14 protein-coding genes are annotated in these 15,228 nt (G+C 53.8%); 3 read left to right on the top strand and 11 right to left on the bottom strand.

What is annotated here, in order from left to right; genetic code table 11:
• Window positions 1-118: 118 nt before the first annotated feature.
• A complete protein-coding gene (locus B2T33_RS07985) occupies window positions 119-799 on the top strand; it encodes a thermonuclease family protein (RefSeq protein ID WP_286791655.1) in 681 nt (226 codons plus the stop codon).
• A gap of 113 nt (window positions 800-912) precedes the next feature.
• On the opposite strand, the gene B2T33_RS07990 is transcribed toward B2T33_RS07985, so the two are convergent.
• Genes B2T33_RS07990 through B2T33_RS08005 form a run of 4 tightly spaced genes read right to left on the bottom strand, consistent with a single transcriptional unit; the run spans window position 913 to window position 3,884 of the window.
• Window positions 913-1,608, bottom strand: a complete 696-nt coding sequence (locus B2T33_RS07990) for a COQ9 family protein (RefSeq protein ID WP_286791656.1) — start codon at window positions 1,606-1,608, stop codon at window positions 913-915.
• Window positions 1,609-2,193, bottom strand: coding sequence for a peptide deformylase (gene def, locus B2T33_RS07995; RefSeq protein ID WP_197145481.1), 585 nt, complete (start codon window positions 2,191-2,193; stop codon window positions 1,609-1,611).
• A 52-nt stretch (window positions 2,194-2,245) separates the two neighbouring features.
• On the bottom strand, window positions 2,246-3,478 hold the full coding sequence (locus B2T33_RS08000; RefSeq protein ID WP_286791657.1) for an HlyD family secretion protein: 1,233 nt from the start codon (window positions 3,476-3,478) through the stop codon (window positions 2,246-2,248).
• Window positions 3,471-3,884, bottom strand: a complete 414-nt coding sequence (locus B2T33_RS08005; protein ID WP_286791658.1) for a hypothetical protein — start codon at window positions 3,882-3,884, stop codon at window positions 3,471-3,473. The genes B2T33_RS08000 and B2T33_RS08005 overlap by 8 nt, the downstream gene beginning before the upstream one ends.
• Window positions 3,885-4,245: 361 nt before the next feature.
• Between B2T33_RS08005 and rpsU the strand changes: the two genes are divergently transcribed.
• Window positions 4,246-4,449 (top strand): 30S ribosomal protein S21, encoded by a 204-nt coding sequence (gene rpsU, locus B2T33_RS08010; RefSeq protein WP_008891676.1) that lies wholly within the window; start codon window positions 4,246-4,248, stop codon window positions 4,447-4,449.
• Between the two features lie 121 nt (window positions 4,450-4,570).
• On the opposite strand, the gene B2T33_RS08015 is transcribed toward rpsU, so the two are convergent.
• The 7 genes from B2T33_RS08015 to B2T33_RS08045 all read right to left on the bottom strand — a co-directional run bounded on the left by B2T33_RS08015 (window position 4,571) and on the right by B2T33_RS08045 (window position 12,968).
• The gene (locus B2T33_RS08015) at window positions 4,571-5,158 is read right to left on the bottom strand and encodes a hypothetical protein (protein ID WP_286791659.1); all 588 of its coding nucleotides are present in this window, start codon (window positions 5,156-5,158) and stop codon (window positions 4,571-4,573) included.
• Window positions 5,159-5,173: 15 nt separating this feature from the next.
• Complete coding sequence (locus B2T33_RS08020; protein ID WP_286791660.1) at window positions 5,174-5,908, bottom strand: hypothetical protein; 735 nt, start codon at window positions 5,906-5,908, stop codon at window positions 5,174-5,176.
• Window positions 5,909-6,040: 132 nt separating this feature from the next.
• Window positions 6,041-7,438: an NAD(P)(+) transhydrogenase (Re/Si-specific) subunit beta gene (locus tag B2T33_RS08025; protein ID WP_286791661.1), complete on the bottom strand. Its 1,398-nt coding sequence runs from the start codon at window positions 7,436-7,438 to the stop codon at window positions 6,041-6,043.
• 12 nt (window positions 7,439-7,450) lie between these two features.
• Window positions 7,451-7,882 carry an NAD(P) transhydrogenase subunit alpha gene (locus B2T33_RS08030; protein WP_286791662.1) on the bottom strand — a complete coding sequence of 144 codons (432 nt, stop codon included), beginning with the start codon at window positions 7,880-7,882 and terminating at the stop codon, window positions 7,451-7,453.
• Window positions 7,875-9,038: a Re/Si-specific NAD(P)(+) transhydrogenase subunit alpha gene (locus tag B2T33_RS08035; protein WP_008891681.1), complete on the bottom strand. Its 1,164-nt coding sequence runs from the start codon at window positions 9,036-9,038 to the stop codon at window positions 7,875-7,877. Before B2T33_RS08035 ends, B2T33_RS08030 begins: the two co-directional genes overlap by 8 nt.
• A 773-nt stretch (window positions 9,039-9,811) precedes the next feature.
• A complete protein-coding gene (locus B2T33_RS08040) occupies window positions 9,812-11,191 on the bottom strand; it encodes an ABC1 kinase family protein (protein WP_286791663.1) in 1,380 nt (459 codons plus the stop codon).
• Window position 11,192: 1 nt separating this feature from the next.
• Complete coding sequence (locus B2T33_RS08045; RefSeq protein ID WP_064779479.1) at window positions 11,193-12,968, bottom strand: M3 family oligoendopeptidase; 1,776 nt, start codon at window positions 12,966-12,968, stop codon at window positions 11,193-11,195.
• A 417-nt stretch (window positions 12,969-13,385) separates the two neighbouring features.
• On the opposite strand from B2T33_RS08045, the gene B2T33_RS08050 reads away from it, so the two are divergent.
• Entirely contained in the window at window positions 13,386-15,206 is a 1,821-nt protein-coding gene (locus B2T33_RS08050) for an AMP-dependent synthetase/ligase (RefSeq protein WP_197145487.1), read from the top strand.
• The last annotated feature ends 22 nt before the right edge of the window (window positions 15,207-15,228 follow it).

Below are 15,228 nucleotides of genomic sequence, written 5' to 3' on the forward strand. Positions count from 1 at the left end.
TTTTCGTATGTGATTCATAACGTTACACAAAACATCACTCGACTGGCATTTTATGCCCAGTTGATTGGCATCCGGTTTGCTGTTGAAGGGTCAGGAAACTCTTTACGGATGACATGTGATGAAAAAACTTCTGATCATTCTTTCACTGACCCTTGGCCTGATCGCTGTTGAAAGCCGCACGAACCAAGCCACGGCCACACCGGGGGCCGCAGGCTTCCCGGATGTGATCGAAGGCGACAAGCTGCGCTTTGGCAATCTGATTGTCGAACTGTTTGGCATTCGCGCGCCAAAACCCGGCATGATCTGCCGGGCCGGATCGGTTGAATTCCAGTGTGGTGCTGCGGCGGCCCAGGCGCTTGATCGCATCATCGAAAACTATGCGATCAAATGTCAGCAGGTCTCGGACGTTCAACTGTTCCCGATGCTGACCGAATGCCAGATGGGTCAGGTCGATCTGAACCGTCTGATTCTGCGCGCCGGATGGGCGATGGTCGATATGGTCAGCTGCGACACCCATCCGAGCTGCACCACCTATCTGCGTGATCAGAAGTTCGCCAAAGACAACAAAAAGGGCATCTGGATGGGCACCCCGCCGTCCGAACTGGTCGCCCTTGCTGCCAAGCCGCCAAAATATGACCTTCAGGAAGCCGATGACGCCAACGCGCTTAAAACCCTGATTGAGGATGAGCTTGAACCACAGCGCCCGGAAAACCCGATCGAGATTGATCTGGCATCTGAAATGGAAGAAGCCAACAAACCCGACATGACGCTTTTAAGCTTCCTGACCAATACCTTCTGATCAAGCCGCATCACTGCGTCCGCAAAAGTTTCCTTCCCTCAAAACTCAAAACGCCACCGGCACAATGCACGGTGGCGTTTTTGTTTTCAGCGGGCTTTTAGCAGGGCTATCTGTCAGCCACCAAATTGGCGGCGCATCCGGCCCGGCGTTGGCATGCAACGCGCAATCTTGGCCCCCATTTTAAAGGGGGCTGCGGCAAATTTGCCTGCCTTACCAATTTTGGCGGTAATTTTCGGGATCTGCATGACATTGCCAATCCGGCGATCCAGGAAGGCCCAGCTATCGGCATGGCCTTCGGACGTGTCATCCAGCCAATAGGCAAGGGTTGATCCATAGACACCCGCCAGCAACATGCGCTTGGTGTACCAGTTATGATCGGTCGAGGTATCACCAGCTGCAACCCACATCGCATCCACCGTCCCATGGGTCAGTTTTAGACCAAGGGCGGCGTTTTGCGGCAGGGTCATAAACGCAAGAGCCGCACGAACAGTGTCTTTTTGCCCCTCGACCAGTTCAAGGCGGGTTTTAACCGCCGTTGCGATGCGGTCACGAATTTTCAGGTTCTCAAGGCCCTTTTCATCAAGGGCGGCGATCATTTTGCGATCAGTCATCTCGACATACGTAACTATGGCCTGACGAATGCCATTGGGAAGCAAACGGTCCACCTCGCCCGGTGCAAGGTCAAGGTCTTCTGCCCCCGCAAGAAGTGACTGTTTGGTCCAGCCATCGAACGGCACATGTTCAAGGGCTGCCTCGACCAGTGCTTCGCGCTGGGCTTGCAGACGGGTCATGCTTTCAGTAACAGACATTCAGGCCTCCTCGTCATCAGATCCGGCGTCGGTCGCAACCGACTGCCTAAAGGTAGTCTCGGGCGGGTTTTCGCGCAATTCCTCGTTAAAACCGAGCAACGACATATCTTCCATACGTTCGGGATACATCACCCCGATCAAATGATCATATTCGTGCTGAACCACGCGGGCATGGAAACCACCAGCGGTGCGTTCCACATCTTCGCCCTTCTCATTTAACCCGCGGTAACGGATTTTGTTCCATCGCGGCACCACACCCTGAAGGCCCGGGATCGACAAACACCCTTCCCAGCCATCAACGATTTCATCACCAATCGGCTCGATTTCCGGGTTGATCAGGACACTTAAGGGCACCTCGCCATCGTCGGGATCGTCGCTTTTGCGAAGGGCCGGCACGTAATAAACCATGATCGCCAAGGACTGAAACACCTGTGGTGCCGCAAGGCCAACGCCCCCGGCATCCTTCATGGTGTCCTTCATATCAGCAATCAGGCGCTGAATTTCGGGATCAAGCGGGTCTTCGACACGGTCTGCAACGCGGCGCAGAACCGGGTGGCCCATCCGGGCAATTTTAAGGATCGACATGGCCCTATATCCAACCAAAAACGACCGGCTGTAAAGTCCTAATGCCCTGCCCCTAGTGTCCCGCAAAGACCAGAGTCTGGATCGGCCAAATCAATGCCTGCACGCGCAACAGGATGGCATGCACGGCACCCACTGTTTGCACCATGTGCAAAAATAGCCACCGCCCCGTTCCGATATCAGGATCTTCAAGCTGATCATGGGTGTTGGTATAGGCATTGGCGACACATTTACTGCCAAGCGGCACATCACGGATCGTTTCCGGATAAAGCGGCACCATCTTGGCCAGGAAGGTGCCCGGCCTTGCGCGATCAGTGATATCAAGCAACTGGTCTGTTGGCCGGAATTGGCCAGCAGCAATGACCGGCTGCACGTCAGTTACCACCATCGGGATGATTTCAAACGGCAATGACGCACAGGTGACCTCGGTAATCACACCGGGCTTGACCACCTGTGTTGCGATCTGGGCAAAGCCCGCCTGATAGATCGTCTCGCCATCCTTTTCCGGGATCAGGATACCCGCCGGACGCAGGACCGGACTGACATAATCACCAACCTGCAGGGCAAATTGCTGGATCTTTCCGGCCACACCGGCACGCACCACAGTTTTGGAAAGCTCCGCCTCTGCCGACCTTAGTGCCGCTTGCGCATTGGCAAGCTGTGCCGGAAGCAGGCTTTGAAGTTTGGTTTCAATCACCGTCATGCTTGCAAGGGCGGCGTTCAGCCCGCCTTGCCGGGTTGTCAGCGATACTTCCAGGCGTTCGACCTCGCGGCGTGATACCGCATTGTTCCCGCGCGACAAAAGATCGGCTTTGACTTCAAGCTCGTCACGCACCTGATTATAGGCGCCGCGGGCCTGTTCAACATTGCCCTCGGCGACGGCAAGGTCAGCACGGGTGACATCCATCTGCGCGCGGATTTCGGCAATGCGTTGCTCGGCCATGGCGACGGCTTCGCGTTCTACCCTATCATCAATACGAAACAGCGGATCGCCGCCCGCGACGACCTGATCGTTATCGACATAAATCTCGACCACGCGCCCGCCCTTTTCCGGCAGGATCGTCACGGTTCTGAAAAATGACGACACATTCATGGTCGATGGATGGAAATAGAAAATCGTGGCAATAAGCGTGATCGTCAGGATCGCACAGCCAACAATGCCGTAGCGCAACTCATACCAGACGGAAAACAGGGTGATTTCCTTGCCGATCCGCTTGCCCTGCTTGTAACGGCGAAACAGGTAATCGGGCAGGATGGTGAACAGCGAACACAAAAGAAGCTCAAACATCTTTGGCATTCTCCTGCGTCGTTACTGGCTCTGACGCAACGGGCGAGTCGTCAACAGCCCCCTTGTTGCGCGCCATTGCCTTGACAGACTGGGCAATCGACTGGAGCGGGCTATAGAAATCCGGCACCTGAACCACCGCAATCACAAGGGCAGCCAACCAGAACAGGTTGTTATGGGTAAACAATGCCAGAAGGGTCAGGATACTGATCAGCTGGATTTGCGTATGGTTGGCGTGATGGGCCATGCGTTCGGGAAGTGCATGCAGGCTAAGATAAAGCGCCCCAGCACCGAACACCGCCAGCACCACGAACCAGACAACAATGGTGAATAAAACATCTGTTTCACCGGGGGCAGTGACAAAAAACGGCGCATGTGCAATCGCCGTTTCGCGCAAACCACCTTCCATTTCCCATCCTCCGAGCTGTTTGCATATCCCGGCCGGAAATCCGGGGAAACCAGATCATCTACCCGATCAGGATCAGGCAATAGATGTTGTTATCTCAAAGCATTATAACAACCTTTAATGCATTTCTACCGTATGGTTATCGCCACATGGTTTTAAAGCAAGCAAACCGGAAAACCCGGTAATTGCCCAAAGGGTTCGCCAAAACGCGGCCAATAAACGCCCAAGGCGAATATCCCCTTCCCTCTTTTCTTTTTGCCAGATTTGCACTATATACAGCCCACGGTCAGTTTGATCGTAAATCCAACCGGGGGGCATTCCGCACTCCGGGTGTTTTTGTTTTTTTGAAAGGAGCGTGGTTTCCGTGCAGGTAATCGTTCGCGACAACAATGTCGATCAGGCTCTGAAAGCGCTTAAGAAAAAGATGCAGCGCGAGGGCATTTTCCGTGAGATGAAACTCCGTCGCCACTTTGAAAAGCCGTCGGAGAAGAAAGCTCGCGAAGGGGCGGAAGCAATCCGTCGTGCCCGCAAGCTGGAGCGTAAGCGCATCGAGCGCGAAGGCTTCTAGTCTTTTTCACTTTCGGGGTATCTCGAACGTGACTGTACGATCGAATTTAGCTTGCTAAATTCGGACCCGTGCGCCAAACCCGCCTCGGAGCAATCCGGGCGGGTTTGGTTTTTCAAGGGTCCTAATTCCCCGATACCCACGAGCGGATGTCATCGAGCATTGTGGGCTCATAACCAATTGGGTCTGGCATCGGCTCAGACCGCACAATGATGCCCGACTGGGTGCGGTAAACGGTATAAAGCGTATCTTGCCTGATATCGGTAAAGGTCGAACTGCCATATTCGGCATCGACCAGGAAATTCCATTCCGCCAGATAGTTCATCAGATCCAGCGCATCGCCCTGCCCCAGATCATAGGCCATCTTTGGCTTGGTGTTTTCATCATTGATATCGCGATAGCGGCCCTCAAAACGCACCAGCTTATAGCGGGCATCCATGCCCATCACATTGGCCCAGGGTTTCAGCTTGATGAACTCGGCATCAATTCGCCACTGATCGCCATAAATCTCAAAGATACCGACATCCGCGCCTTCGCCCGCCGCCAAATGCGCCTCGAACAGATTGTCCTCAAGCGGCTCGAAATACATCTTGGCAATCGGCTCCTCGGCCGTCAGCCGGACATAGGTCAGGATCGTCAGCCCCATGGACGCGACAAGTGCCACGGACAGCACAACCACCAAAAGCAGAGAAACCCTTACCAACCGAAACATGCGACCTTCCGAAAATTAGCAATTTCCCTGAGCGAGTTTATTTTGCAGTTGTTTTCTAAGATCAACAAAACGCTCAGAAAATAGCCTCTGGCGGTCTGTCGATATCGCAAGACTTAAGATCAGGTATGAGTTTTGCTTTGTCAAAACTCTACCTTTACTTGAACTGTAGTCCTCATCAACCGCACCCGGCATCATTAACTGAAATGACAGGAAGTTCGGGTGACAGTAATTCGAGACCCATTCGTAATCATCTCGCAGCCCTCCCGCTTCCTTGCTATCGGTTAGTCGCGAAAAGAAGACATCCGATTTGTCCATGCACTTCATCACTTGAATAGGCTTCGGGCTATCCGGCATTTCCTTGTGTGCAAATCCCATAAGACCCGCATATAACTTATCCCGAAGATCACCGATAGAAATAGACTGGCTCAGAAATGCACTCACTTGGTAGCAAAAGTAACCAAGCTGAGCCACGCTTTCCATATGCCCACGAGTTATCAAAGCGAGTGCATATGGATTTTGGTCTCCTATTTGCCCTATTCCTGCATCAATTAAATGAATACATCGATGGAGAGCACTTTGCTCAATTGTTCGCGCATTCTCAAAAACAACCTCACTTTCGTTTCGCCTGTTTGAACTTGACACACAGAATGTCTCATCAAGAAGTTGTGTAGCGTGATCTTTATTCCTCAGAATCCTGATGACAGCTGCATCTTTCCCCAAGCTGCGTGCAATTTTTAGTGCGTTATCCAATTCGCAACTCCTTCAAAAGGCAGAAAATTGGCTTTTACTCTACACGACTTTGTAGAAGTCCTCATAAATGTTCAAAGCAAAAAGGCGGCCCCATCGGAGCCGCCTTTTGCCGTTTCAAACCGTAGGGTCTGATCAGTTATCGAGATGCATGACGATTTCTTCGCACATCTTTTTGGCATCGCCGAACAGCATCATGGTGTTGTCCTTGAAGAACAGTTCGTTCTGGATGCCGGCGTAACCGGCTGACATGCCGCGTTTGACGAACAGGACCGTTTTGGCCTTTTCAACTTCAAGGATCGGCATGCCGAAGATCGGGCTTGCCGGGTCGGTTTTGGCGGCCGGGTTGGTGATGTCGTTTGCACCAATCACGAAGGCCACGTCCGCCGATCCGAAATCACGGTTGATTTCTTCCATTTCCAGCACGTCGTCATAGGGCACGCTGGCCTCGGCCAGAAGCACGTTCATGTGACCCGGCATACGTCCGGCCACCGGATGGATGGCGTAGCGGACTTTGACACCCTCGGCTTTGAGGATATCGGCCATTTCACGCAGCGCATGCTGTGCCTGTGCGACGGCCATGCCATAGCCCGGCACGATGATAACGCTAGATGCATTCTTCATGATGAAGGATGCATCATCGGCCGATCCGGATTTGACCGAACGATCGCCATCGCCGCCAGCACCTGCGGCTGCTTCGCCCTCTGCGCCAAAGCCACCAAAGATGACATTGAAGATCGAGCGGTTCATGCCCTTACACATGATGTAGGACAGGATCGCACCCGACGCACCGACAAGCGCCCCGGTAATGATCAGCGCACTGTTCTGAAGCGTAAAGCCGATGCCGCATGCCGCCCAACCCGAATACGAGTTCAGCATGGAAACAACGACCGGCATGTCTGCGCCGCCAATCGGAATGATCAGCGTAACACCCAGAACTAGGGCCAGTGCAACAAGGATCCAGAAGGCGGTATGGCTTTCAGTCACCACAAGGATGACGCCAAAGACAACAATGGCAATCCCGATGGCAAGGTTAAGCATATGCTGCCCGTTGAACCGGACAGGCGTGCCCGAAACGATACCCTGCAATTTACCGAACGCAATCAAGGATCCCGTGAAGGTGATCGCACCAATCGCAACGCCAAGGCCCATTTCAATCAGGCTGGCCGCACCGATATTGCCCGCCGTTCCGATGCCATAGGCACCCGGCGAATAAAGTGCTGCACCGGCGACAAACACCGCCGCCAGACCGACCAGCGAGTGGAAGGCCGCAACAAGTTGTGGCAGGGCAGTCATCTGGATCTTGAGCGCGATGACGGTACCGATGGCACCACCGATCAGAATACCGACGATGATGGTTGTGTATGACAGCACAGCCGGACTTGCCAGCGTGGTAAAGATGGCAATTGCCATACCCACCATGCCAAGGATGTTCCCGGTTCGGGCCGATTCAGGTGACGAAAGTCCGCGCAACGAAAGAATGAAGCAGACCGAGGCCACCAGATACAGGAAAGCCGATAGGTTTTCCGACATTGTGTGTTCCCCCTACTTCTTTTTCTTAAACATATGCAGCATGCGCTGGGCGACGATGAAGCCACCAAAAATGTTGACCGAGGCCAACACCACCGCAATGAAGCCCATCATCTTGGAGAAGTTCATCTCCACCGGGCCTGCTGCCAGAAGCGCACCGACGATAATCACCGACGAAATGGCGTTGGTCACAGCCATCAGGGGTGAATGAAGGGCCGGGGTAACTTTCCACACGACGTAATAGCCAACAAAGCAGGCCAAAACGAAAACGGTCAGGCCCAGGACCGTCGGGCTGACGCCCGATCCCTGTACCGCAACCGCGGCCGTGCCTGCGGCATCGGACGCGCCACTTGCCAGAATATCGGCAAGCTTTGCGGCCTTTTCCGCAAGGCCAAGGGCGGCATCGCGGAGTTCATTTGCATTCTGGGCTACGGATTGATCAGCCATTTGCGACCTCCTCCCCGCCGAATTTCGGATGAACGACCTTTCCATCATGGGTCAGGCGCGTCTCGGCGATGATCTGGTCCTCGCCATTAAACGACAGCGTGCCTTTGTCCTTATCGACAGAAAGGGTGATGAAGTTCAAAAGGTTCTTGGCATACATCGCCGTTGCATCGGTTGCGACGGAACTGGTGATGTTGGCAGGACCAATCAGCTTGACGCCATTATCGGTCATCACCGTTTCACCAAGCTTCACACCGGCAACGTTACCACCACGCTCAGCCGCCAGGTCAATAATGACCGAGCCCGGTTTCATGCCCGCCACCATATCGGCGGTGACGATTTCCGGTGCCGGACGGCCGGGAATAAGGGCCGTAGTAATGACGATGTCGGTCTTGGTCAGAACCTCTTTCAGCTTTTCAGCCTGTTTTTTCTTGTAGTCGTCCGACATTTCCTTGGCATAGCCGCCGGATGTTTCGGCATCAGACGCCGTGTCGTCTTCGACTTCAATAAAGGTCCCGCCAAGCGACTGAACCTGTTCTTTCACCGCCGGGCGCACATCAAATGCCGATACAACAGCACCAAGGCGCTTGGCCGTTGCGATCGCCTGAAGGCCGGCAACACCGGCCCCGACCACGACAACGCGTGCAGGTGCAAGTGTGCCCGCCGCCGTCATCATCATCGGATAGATGCGGCCAAATTCATGGGCGGCATCCAGAACGGCGCGATAGCCCGCCAGGTTGGATTGCGAGGACAGCACATCCATCGACTGTGCACGTGAAATACGCGGCATCAGCTCCATCGAATAGCCATCAACACCGGCCTTTGCCATCGCTTCGATCAGGTCCTTGCGGTCGTATGGCTCAAGCAGGGCCACAACGGCGGCCCCCTTTTTATAGGCGGTTAATTCGTTGGTTTTGCCGTCAATGACAGGTGGGCGCACCTTGAAGATGACATCAGCATCCTTCACGGTGGTTTTCATTGTTTTGGCAATGGTTGCACCAGCATCGACAAAGCGATCATCCGGTATGGCGGCGTCTATTCCGGCGCCAGCCTCGATTGCAACGTCAAACCCCAGAGCCTTAAGCTTCTTAACGGTCTCTGGCGTGACGGCAACGCGCTTTTCCCCGGGCCATATTTCCTTTGGAACGGCCAGTTTCATCGCGTTTGACCTCCTTCCCTAAATGATTGGTCAGTTTGACAATCCGTCTTCATTCAAAGCAACCGGTTCCAGAACGTCGTTTTGCGTTCCTTTTGGACCGATCACCGGGCAACCCTTGTCCAGTTCAAATCATCCGGGCCAGCACACCTACATCTAAAGCGGCCCGAAAAAGAAAAAGGCGGTTCTTCAGCAATCGCAGAAGAAACCGCCCACTTTCCCACCACGCATTACAAGGCAAAAAACCTTGCTGACATATCAGGTCCCACCCGCCATTGGTGCTCAGGACAAACAATCAATGACGCCCTGCATGTCTGCGTTGAAAGCAAGATGCGATTTCTGATCGGCAACCACAATCCGAAAAACCGACAAAAAAGCACTTTAACTTTATATCAGTTAATATATCGAAAAATCCATTATGTGCGGAAATTCGCACATTTCATTTCCATTATGGAACAGGTCCTGATCCGGATCGTCACACAATAGAACGTTGATTTTTGGCAGTTTCCCCTGTTTTCGCCTCACGTTGTAAGTGAATATTATCTTACAAATAAACGCCCAAGTCTTCATTTATTCCCAAATGGGCACGCAATAGGGAACGTTGCAAACGCAAAAAGGTTCGCAAAAATATTCTCGATTTTTGGGAAACCAAACCGGATCAGACATCAAAAATCGGATTTTCCATCGCGCAATTTGCCCAAACGGGCGCTCGACTCTGCATTGAAAACCCGACTCGCTTGGGGTCCGGACATGTGGGTGAATGCGCGTGGCGCGCCTTATTGGTCGGGGCGCTCCAGCCCGATCTGGGCCAGCGCATCTTTTTGACGAGCTTCAAGTTTTGCCACGTCAAAGTCACCAACAAGATCGTTAAACAGGCGATACCAGTTCACCTCAGCATCAAGACGCAGGAACACCGCGCCAAGCCCAACCGCCGCGCGGTCAACCAAAACGAATTCGCGGGGTGGTTTGACTCCACCGACACGGCGCAGTTCCTGATGCACCTTGCCTGCGACCTCGGCGCCATAGGCGACAGAATTGGTTTCACCCATCTTGCGTTCGCGGTCATCCAGGATCGGGCCATACACAAAGCTGGCCCAGATATTAAGCACATCAATCAGTTCGCGTGATGGATTTTCAAATCCCCAGCTTTCATAGGCTGAAACGGCCTTTTCCTCGTCCTCGTCACGAAGGGCCTCATAAAGCGTGATCACCGCTTTTACAAAATCCGGCTTGAAAATGCGGATACAGCCGAAATCCAGAAGATTGACCGAAAGGTCATCCCGCAGGGTGTAATTACCGAGATGCGGATCGCCATGGATCACGCCATAACGGTAAAACGGCACATACCAGGCGCGAAACATATTAAGCGCCACCTGATTGCGCGCATCCTGATCGGGATCGCTTTCAAGGAAGTGTTTGAACTTCTGCCCGGTTTGCCAGGTCATGGTCAAAAGCCGCTTGGTGGTCAGTTCATCAACCGGTTCGGGCACATGAACGCAATCTACATCGGCCAGCATATGGCGATAAAGGCGCATATGCTTGGCTTCACGCTCATAGTCGAGTTCTTCGCGCAGGCGGGCGGTGAGTTCTTCCTGAATGTTTTGCGCGTCAATCGCGCTGTCATAGCGTTTGTATATCGCAAAGGCTGCGCGCAGCTGCTTAAGGTCGGCCTCAACGGTTGCCGACATATCCGGGTATTGCAGCTTGCACGCCACATCACGCCCATCGGGCAGGGTTGCCTTGTGCACCTGCCCAAGTGACGCGGCCGCCATCGCATCGTGGCTGAATTCGGTGAATTTCGATTGCCATCCCGCCCCCAGTTCGCTTCGCATGCGGCGTTTGACAAACAGCCAGCCCATGCTTGGTGCGTCGGCCTGAAGTTCGGCCAGGGCCTGGGTATATTCCTTGGGCAGGGCATCGGGGATGGTGGATAAGATCTGGGCGACCTTCATCAACGGCCCCTTGAGCCCGCCAAGGGCCGAGGTCAGTTCGGCGGCGTATTTGGCGTGATCAATCTCGCCGCCGAACATCTTCCCGGTGGCAAGGCGCGCGGCCAGCTTGCTGGCCGATGCGCCCACCCGTGCATAACGACGAACCCGCCCGCCAAACCTGTTTTCCTCGTTCGCGGCGGTATAATCATCGTCGTTATCACTCATATCAGGAAAGCTCCTCCAGTTCGTCGATCATGCGTTTGATCATATTAAGGCCCCGCTGCCAGAAGGCCGGGTCCGATGCATCAAGTCCGAACGGTGCCAGAAGTTCCTTGTGCCGTTTGGTGCCCCCGGCTTTCAGCATATCAAGATACTTCTGCTGGAAGCCGTCTTCGGCACCCTGATAAACGTCATAAAGCGAGTTCACCAGGCAATCGCCAAAGGCATAGGCATAGACATAGAACGGCGAATGGATGAAGTGCGGAATATAAGACCAGTAGTACTTGTATTCGTCTTCATAACGGATGGCATCGCCCAGGCTTTCATGCTGTACGGCAATCCAGATCTCGCAGATCTCATCGACGGTCAATTCACCTTCGCGGCGCTTTTCATGGACGCGCTTTTCGAATTCAAAGAACGCGATCTGACGCACGACGGTGTTGAGCATATCCTCGACCTTGCCAGCCAGCATGATGCGCTTCATCTTCGGATCACTTTCCGAACGCAGCATCGACTGGAAAGTCAGCATTTCACCAAACACCGATGCCGTCTCCGCAAGGGTCAGCGGCGTATCAGACAGGAAATAGCCCTGCTCTGCCGCCAGCACCTGATGCACACCATGGCCAAGCTCATGGGCAAGCGTCATCACATCACGCGTCTTGCCGTGATAGTTCAAAAGCAGGTACGGATGTGCTGACGGCACGGTCGGATGGGCAAAGGCACCCGATGACTTGCCCGCACGCGGCGGCACATCGATCCACGGATTATCAAAGAATTTCTGACCGACTTCTGCCAGTTCCGGCGAAAATTCGCCATAGGCCTTAAGAACAGTCGAACGCGCAGTATCCCAGTCGATCTGACGATCATCATCATCAGGTAGCGGCGCATTGCGATCCCAGTAATCAAGCTGATCGACGCCGAACCATTTCGCCTTCAGACGGTAATAGCGATGCGACAGATCGGCATGGCTGTTTTTAACGGCGGTATTGAGCGCATCAACAACCTCGTCCTCAACTTGGTTGGACAGGTTGCGCGATGATACCGGGGTTGGGAATTTGCGCAGGCGATCATCAATTTCCTTGTCCTTGGCAAGGGTATTGGTGATGTGCGCCAGAAGCTTGATGTTCTTGCCCAGAACGTCGCCAATGGATTTCGCGGCTTTCTTGCGATCTTCGACCTTGCTTGATGACAGCATGTTGGCGGCATCTGACATGGTCAGTTCTTCGCCATCAATCGGGAAGCGGAGCTCTGCCATGGTCTGATCAAACAGGCGCACCCATGCGGCTGATCCGGCAACGCGGCGTTCATGCAGGACCTGCTCGACCTCATCCGACAGCTGATGCGGGCGGAAGGCACGGTTTTCATCCAACCACGGGCGATAACGACGCAGCGCTTCGCTTTGTTCGTATTTCGCATCGAGCGATGCTTCTTCGATCCGGTTAATCTCAAGACCAAAGAACAGCGACAGGCTGGAAATGCCGGTCATTTCTTCCTGAACGAACTGATAGAACTGGCCAATGGCTGCGTCCGAGCTATCGCCGGCATATTTAAGCTGGGCGAACGAGCCGATCTTGCCGCAAATTTCGCTGATGGCTTCATATTCGACAATGGCGGCTGCCAGTTCATCACCGGTCAGGTCGTTAAGTTTGCCCTGATAGCTTTTCTGAAACGCCTGAGAGCGGCTTTTGGCATCATCAAGATCGCGCCGAATATTCGGGTCTTTCAGATCGTTATAGAGATCGGTCAGATCCCAGGTCGGCAAATTCTTGTTGATCGCGTTCATTTGTCCTCCAGACAGTCTCTTTGATCATCCTGACCCGATATATAGCCTGTCAAAGCCATAGCACCAGACCTGTTGACAGATACGGTTTCAAATTGCTGGCTCGATCATATCGTTCCTTGCACCATCGACAACCGCAAAGCCATATCCAGCCCAAACAAACTGCAATTTGCAGTACACTTGCGCCGGAACAAGGCATTGAAACGCACGTTGCTGTGATATCGGTGACAATTCGGACTTTAAAATGTCATTTTCAGGCTGCGCAATTGTGCAATCCCTGATAACAAATTCATCTTGGAACGTTCGTTTATTCCAATCTGCGCGGCCGTTGTGCAGGTATAAGGTTTATTGGAACGTCCCCATCAGGGCAGCGCAAAGATTGCCCGTTCCCGGGATCAAAAAGTGAGGCAAGGAAACGTCATGACGAGTTTGCAGGATTATGCCGACTGGCAAAACTTGCCGACCATGTTTTTCGACAAGGCAAAGAAACATGGCGATACGCCGTTTCTTTGGACCAAGGACCCGGAAGGCAAGGAATTTGTCCCCACCTCCTGGCAAGAGGCCGCCGATCAGGTCCGGGCCCTTGCACGTGCGCTTTATGACATTGGCGTACGTCCCGGGGACCGGGTTTTGCTGGTGTCGGAAAACCGCACCGAATGGGGCATAGCCGATCTTGCCATCATGTGCGTTGGCGCAATGACCGTTCCGGCCTACACCACCAATACCGAGCGCGACCACCTTCACGCGATCGAGGACAGTGGTGCGGCGATTGCCATCATCTCGACCAAGAAACTCGCCCAGCCCTTCCTGCACGCCGCCCTTGATAGCGGGCGCTGCCGCCATGCGATCATGATGGAAGAATGGGGCCAAAGCTTTGTTGGTGATATCACCATTTCACGTTGGGACGATCTGATTGCCAAGGGGCGCGGCCTGACCCATGACGTTGATGCCTGGGTTTCCAAGATCAAGCGCGATGATCTTGCCTGCCTGATTTATACATCCGGCACGGGCGGCTCGCCCAAGGGTGTGATGCTAAGCCATGGGGCGATCTTGTCGAACTGCATGGGGGCGTTTGACATCATCGAAACCCTTGGCATTGACGAGGAAATCTTCCTGTCCTTCCTGCCGCTGTCGCATTCCTATGAACATACTGCGGGGCTTTACTTCCCGATCAGTATTGATGCCCAGATCTATTATGCCGAGGGGCTTGATAAACTGGCCGCCAACCTGGCCGAAGTCCGCCCGACCATCATGACGGCTGTGCCGCGCCTGTATGAGATGCTCTATCAGCGCATGAGCCGCATGGTCGAAAAGGAAGGCGGCATCAAGCAAAAGCTGTTTAACCTGACCCTGCGTCTGGGACGCAAGAATTACGAAGGCGAACGGCTTAACCTTCTAGAAAAGCTTCAGAACTTTGTCTGCGAACTCCTTCTGCGTCGCAAGCTGCGCCAGCGTTTTGGCGGCCGGATCAAGGCCATGGTTTCGGGCGGTGGCCCCCTGAACTATGAACTGGGCGTTCTGTTTGTGTCATGCGGCATTCGCATTCTGCAGGGCTATGGCCAGACCGAATTTGCCCCGGTGGTTTCGTGCAACCGTGCTGAAAACAACAAACTGCGCACAGTCGGCCCGCCGATGGTGGGGGCCGAGGTCAAAATCGCCGAAGATGGTGAAATCCTGCTGCGCGGCGAAAGCATGATGAAAGGCTACTGGAACCTGCCTGACGTGACGGCCGCAGCCATCATTGATGGCTGGCTGCATACCGGTGACATCGGCAAATTCGATGAACAGGGCAGCCTGATGATCACGGATCGCAAGAAGGATATCATCGTCAATTCCGGTGGCGACAATATCTCGCCGCAGCGGATCGAAGGCCTGATGACGCTTGAAACTGAAATCTCGCAGGCAATGGTCTATGGCGATGACAAACCCTATCTGGTGGCGGTTGTCTGGCCGGACGAAGACTTCATGCGCGAATTTGCCCGCGATAACGGGCTATCAAATGATATTGAAGTCCTTGGCAAAAACGAAGAATTCCGCAAAGTCATCCGCACTGCGATTGATCACGTCAATCAACGCCTGTCGACGATTGAAAAGGTACGCAGCTTCATGTTTGCCGAAGCAGCCTTTACCATCGACAACGAGATGCTGACGCCGTCGATGAAAATTCGTCGCCACAAAATCCGCGAAGCCTATGCCAAGCAGCTTGATGGCCTTTATCAGCGTAAACGCAGCGGCCAATAATAAGACAAACCACAGACCAGAT

This window comes from Thalassospira sp. UBA4513 (genome assembly GCF_002388495.1).
GTDB lineage: Bacteria > Pseudomonadota > Alphaproteobacteria > Rhodospirillales > Thalassospiraceae > Thalassospira > Thalassospira tepidiphila.

Coding starts and splice junctions, on each gene's coding strand:
- B2T33_RS07985 (WP_286791655.1), top strand. CDS start 119: ATGAAAAAACTTCTGATCATTCTTTCACTGACCCTTGGCCTGATCGCT.
- B2T33_RS07990 (WP_286791656.1), bottom strand. CDS start 1,608: ATGTCTGTTACTGAAAGCATGACCCGTCTGCAAGCCCAGCGCGAAGCA.
- def (WP_197145481.1), bottom strand. CDS start 2,193: ATGTCGATCCTTAAAATTGCCCGGATGGGCCACCCGGTTCTGCGCCGC.
- B2T33_RS08000 (WP_286791657.1), bottom strand. CDS start 3,478: ATGTTTGAGCTTCTTTTGTGTTCGCTGTTCACCATCCTGCCCGATTAC.
- B2T33_RS08005 (WP_286791658.1), bottom strand. CDS start 3,884: ATGGAAGGTGGTTTGCGCGAAACGGCGATTGCACATGCGCCGTTTTTT.
- B2T33_RS08015 (WP_286791659.1), bottom strand. CDS start 5,158: ATGTTTCGGTTGGTAAGGGTTTCTCTGCTTTTGGTGGTTGTGCTGTCC.
- B2T33_RS08025 (WP_286791661.1), bottom strand. CDS start 7,438: ATGTCGGAAAACCTATCGGCTTTCCTGTATCTGGTGGCCTCGGTCTGC.
- B2T33_RS08030 (WP_286791662.1), bottom strand. CDS start 7,882: ATGGCTGATCAATCCGTAGCCCAGAATGCAAATGAACTCCGCGATGCC.
- B2T33_RS08035 (WP_008891681.1), bottom strand. CDS start 9,038: ATGAAACTGGCCGTTCCAAAGGAAATATGGCCCGGGGAAAAGCGCGTT.
- B2T33_RS08040 (WP_286791663.1), bottom strand. CDS start 11,191: ATGAGTGATAACGACGATGATTATACCGCCGCGAACGAGGAAAACAGG.
- B2T33_RS08045 (WP_064779479.1), bottom strand. CDS start 12,968: ATGAACGCGATCAACAAGAATTTGCCGACCTGGGATCTGACCGATCTC.
- B2T33_RS08050 (WP_197145487.1), top strand. CDS start 13,386: ATGACGAGTTTGCAGGATTATGCCGACTGGCAAAACTTGCCGACCATG.